The sequence below is a fragment of the Marinobacter sp. L-80 genome (assembly GCF_056859395.1).
Map to the genome: position 1 here is coordinate 1 of NZ_JBSXOI010000050.1, position 4013 is coordinate 4013.

2 tRNA genes and 3 rRNA genes are annotated in these 4013 nt (G+C 53.2%); all 5 read left to right on the forward strand.

Features of this window, described 5'->3' with window-relative positions:
• Nucleotides 1-129 (forward strand): 16S ribosomal RNA (locus tag AC13E3_RS05800); the annotation flags it as partial.
• A gap of 88 nt (nucleotides 130-217) precedes the next feature.
• A tRNA-Ile gene (locus AC13E3_RS05805) sits at nucleotides 218-294 on the forward strand.
• A gap of 227 nt (nucleotides 295-521) precedes the next feature.
• Nucleotides 522-597, forward strand: a tRNA-Ala gene (locus AC13E3_RS05810).
• A 300-nt stretch (nucleotides 598-897) separates the two neighbouring features.
• Nucleotides 898-3789 (forward strand): 23S ribosomal RNA (locus tag AC13E3_RS05815).
• A 99-nt stretch (nucleotides 3790-3888) separates the two neighbouring features.
• Nucleotides 3889-4003: ribosomal RNA gene (gene rrf / locus AC13E3_RS05820) — 5S ribosomal RNA — on the forward strand.
• Nucleotides 4004-4013: the final 10 nt, after the last annotated feature.

A 4013-nucleotide genomic window follows, 5' to 3' on the forward strand; every position in this document is an offset into this window, starting at 1 on the left:
TGGGAGTGGATTGCACCAGAAGTGGTTAGTCTAACCTTCGGGAGGACGATCACCACGGTGTGGTTCATGACTGGGGTGAAGTCGTAACAAGGTAGCCGTAGGGGAACCTGCGGCTGGATCACCTCCTTAAACGAAGCCGAAGGCTTCGGTCAGAGTCCACACGAATTACTTGGTTAACTTGAGAAGAGAGCAAAAGGGTCAACAGACCCGTACCTTTGGGTCTGTAGCTCAGTTGGTTAGAGCGCACCCCTGATAAGGGTGAGGTCGGTGGTTCAAATCCACCCAGACCCACCAGTATTTCACTGCTCGTCGTTGTCGATGCACTTGCATAGCAGGCTATGCGGCGCACCTCGACGCCTAGATCAGTAAAATCCTGGTCCATATGCGACGTAAGCAGAGGCGCCGGACAGATTTCGTTAATCTAGGCGCAGCGAGAGTGAGTGAAGGAGTGACCCTCGATGGGTCATGACTGATGCGAACGAACGTTGCAACGACGAGTAACGGAAGCTGGACAAGCATCTGGGGCTATAGCTCAGCTGGGAGAGCGCCTGCCTTGCACGCAGGAGGTCTGCGGTTCGATCCCGCATAGCTCCACCATATTACTGGCTAGCTTCGGTTAGCAGTGTACAGAAACGAATGTTTCATAACGATGAAGCCTTCCTTTCTGATCACTGGGTCAGATTTGCTCTTTAACAAATTGGACGAGATAGAACACGATTGATGAATTCCATTATCTCCGGAATTTATTGATCAGAGTGATAACGATTTCAAGCGTTATCCGGTGTTGTCGTTGAAGTGGTTGTTCTATTGCTTCAAGTGGCTGTCTCGAAGAAACCTCTGAATCAGGCTTGCCTGGTGATGGGTGTGGATTCGTGATCAGTTGTCTTGGGGTTATATAGTCAAGCAACTAAGCGCATACGGTGGATGCCTTGGCAGTCAGAGGCGATGAAAGACGTGGAAGCCTGCGATAAGGTTCGGGGAGCTGGCAAACAAGCTGTGATCCGGGCATTTCTGAATGGGGAAACCCACCGACTTTCGGGTCGGTATCTTGCACTGAATACATAGGTGTAAGAGGCGAACCGGGGGAACTGAAACATCTAAGTACCCCGAGGAAAAGAAATCAACCGAGATTCCCTAAGTAGCGGCGAGCGAACGGGGATTAGCCCTTAAGCTAGACAACTGGTAGGAGAAGGCTCTGGAAAGTGCCGCCATAGTGGGTGATAGCCCCGTATCCGAAACCTGAGTCTGGTGAAATCGAGTAGGACGGGACACGTGATATCCTGTCTGAACATGGGGGGACCATCCTCCAAGGCTAAATACTCCTGACTGACCGATAGTGAACCAGTACCGTGAGGGAAAGGCGAAAAGAACCCCTGTGAGGGGAGTGAAATAGATCCTGAAACCGTATGCGTACAAGCAGTCGGAGCGGACTTGTTCCGTGACGGCGTACCTTTTGTATAATGGGTCAGCGACTTATGTTCAGTGGCGAGGTTAACCGTTTAGGGGAGCCGTAGGGAAACCGAGTCTGAATAGGGCGATTTAGTCGCTGGGCATAGACCCGAAACCGGGCGATCTATCCATGAGCAGGTTGAAGGTGCCGTAACAGGCACTGGAGGACCGAACCCACTGTCGTTGAAAAGCCAGGGGATGACTTGTGGATCGGAGTGAAAGGCTAATCAAGCCCGGAGATAGCTGGTTCTCCCCGAAAGCTATTTAGGTAGCGCCTCGGACGAATACCACAGGGGGTAGAGCACTGTTTCGGCTAGGGGGTCATCCCGACTTACCAACCCGATGCAAACTCCGAATACCTGTGAGTACTATCCGGGAGACACACGGCGGGTGCTAACGTCCGTCGTGAAGAGGGAAACAACCCAGACCGCCAGCTAAGGTCCCCAAGTACCAGTTAAGTGGGAAACGATGTGGGAAGGCTCAGACAGCTAGGAGGTTGGCTTAGAAGCAGCCATCCTTTAAAGAAAGCGTAATAGCTCACTAGTCGAGTCGGCCTGCGCGGAAGATGTAACGGGGCTCAAACTGGTCACCGAAGCTGCGGCTGCATACTTTGTATGCGGGGTAGGGGAGCGTTCTGTAAGCCTGCGAAGGTGTGTTGAGAAGCATGCTGGAGGTATCAGAAGTGCGAATGCTGACATGAGTAACGACAATGCGGGTGAAAAACCCGCACGCCGGAAGACCAAGGGTTCCTGCGCAACGCTAATCGGCGCAGGGTGAGTCGGCCCCTAAGGCGAGACCGAAAGGTGTAGTCGATGGGAAACGGGTTAATATTCCCGTACCTTGGATAGCTGCGATGGAGAGACGGAGAAGGCTAGGTGAGCCGGGCGACGGTTGTCCCGGTTTAAGCGAGTAGGGAGTGGACTTAGGCAAATCCGGGTCCACAATCTCGAGACGCGACGACGACTGCTCTTAGAGCGGGAAGTCATTGATGCCCTGCTTCCAGGAAAATCTTCTAAGCTTCAGGCTATTCGAGACCGTACCCCAAACCGACACAGGTGGTCAGGTAGAGAATACCAAGGCGCTTGAGAGAACTCGGGTAAAGGAACTAGGCAAAATGGTGCCGTAACTTCGGGAGAAGGCACGCTGGTGGTAAGTGAAATCCCTGCGGGTGGAGCTGAAGCCAGTCGAAGATACCAGGCCCCTGCGACTGTTTATTAAAAACACAGCACTGTGCAAACACGAAAGTGGACGTATACGGTGTGACGCCTGCCCGGTGCCGGAAGGTTAATTGATGGGGTTAGCGCTTGCGCGAAGCTCTTGATCGAAGCCCCGGTAAACGGCGGCCGTAACTATAACGGTCCTAAGGTAGCGAAATTCCTTGTCGGGTAAGTTCCGACCTGCACGAATGGCGTAACGATGGGGGCGCTGTCTCTACCCGAGACTCAGTGAAATTGAAATCGCCGTGAAGATGCGGTGTATCCGCGGCTAGACGGAAAGACCCCGTGAACCTTTACTATAGCTTCACAGTGAACTTTGAGCATGTTTGTGTAGGATAGCTGGGAGGCTTTGAAGTGGGAACGCCAGTTCTCATGGAGCCAACCTTGAAATACCAGCCTGACATGTTTGAGGTTCTAACTTGGTCCCCTTATCGGGGATGAGGACACTGTGTGGTGGGTAGTTTGACTGGGGCGGTCTCCTCCCAAAGCGTAACGGAGGAGCACAAAGGTGGGCTAAGCATGGTCGGACATCATGCGGTTAGTGTAATGGCACAAGCCCGCTTAACTGCGAGACAGACACGTCGAGCAGGTACGAAAGTAGGTCATAGTGATCCGGTGGTTCTGTATGGAAGGGCCATCGCTCAACGGATAAAAGGTACTCCGGGGATAACAGGCTGATACCGCCCAAGAGTTCACATCGACGGCGGTGTTTGGCACCTCGATGTCGGCTCATCACATCCTGGGGCTGAAGCCGGTCCCAAGGGTATGGCTGTTCGCCATTTAAAGTGGTACGCGAGCTGGGTTTAGAACGTCGTGAGACAGTTCGGTCCCTATCTGCCGTGGACGTTGGAGATTTGAGGAAAGCTGCTCCTAGTACGAGAGGACCGGAGTGGACGAACCTCTGGTGTTCGGGTTGTGACGCCAGTCGCATTGCCCGGTAGCTATGTTCGGACAGGATAACCGCTGAAAGCATCTAAGCGGGAAGCCCCTTCCAAGATGAGATCTCCCTGGACCCTTGAGGTCCCTGAAGAGCCGTTCAAGACCAGGACGTTGATAGGTCGGGTGTGTAAGCGCTGCGAGGCGTTGAGCTAACCGATACTAATTGCTCGTGCGGCTTGACTATATAACACCCAAGACAATTGCGGATAACGCAGAGCCTAACCGCTCAAACGAAATCAACATCACTCAGTTCCTTCTCGTCCCCCAGTGATCAACCGTTTTGCCTGACGACCATAGCGGTCTGGAACCACCTGATCCCATCCCGAACTCAGAAGTGAAACAGACCAGCGCCGATGGTAGTGTGGCGTTGCCCATGTGAGAGTAGGTCATCGTCAGGCTCCTAATACC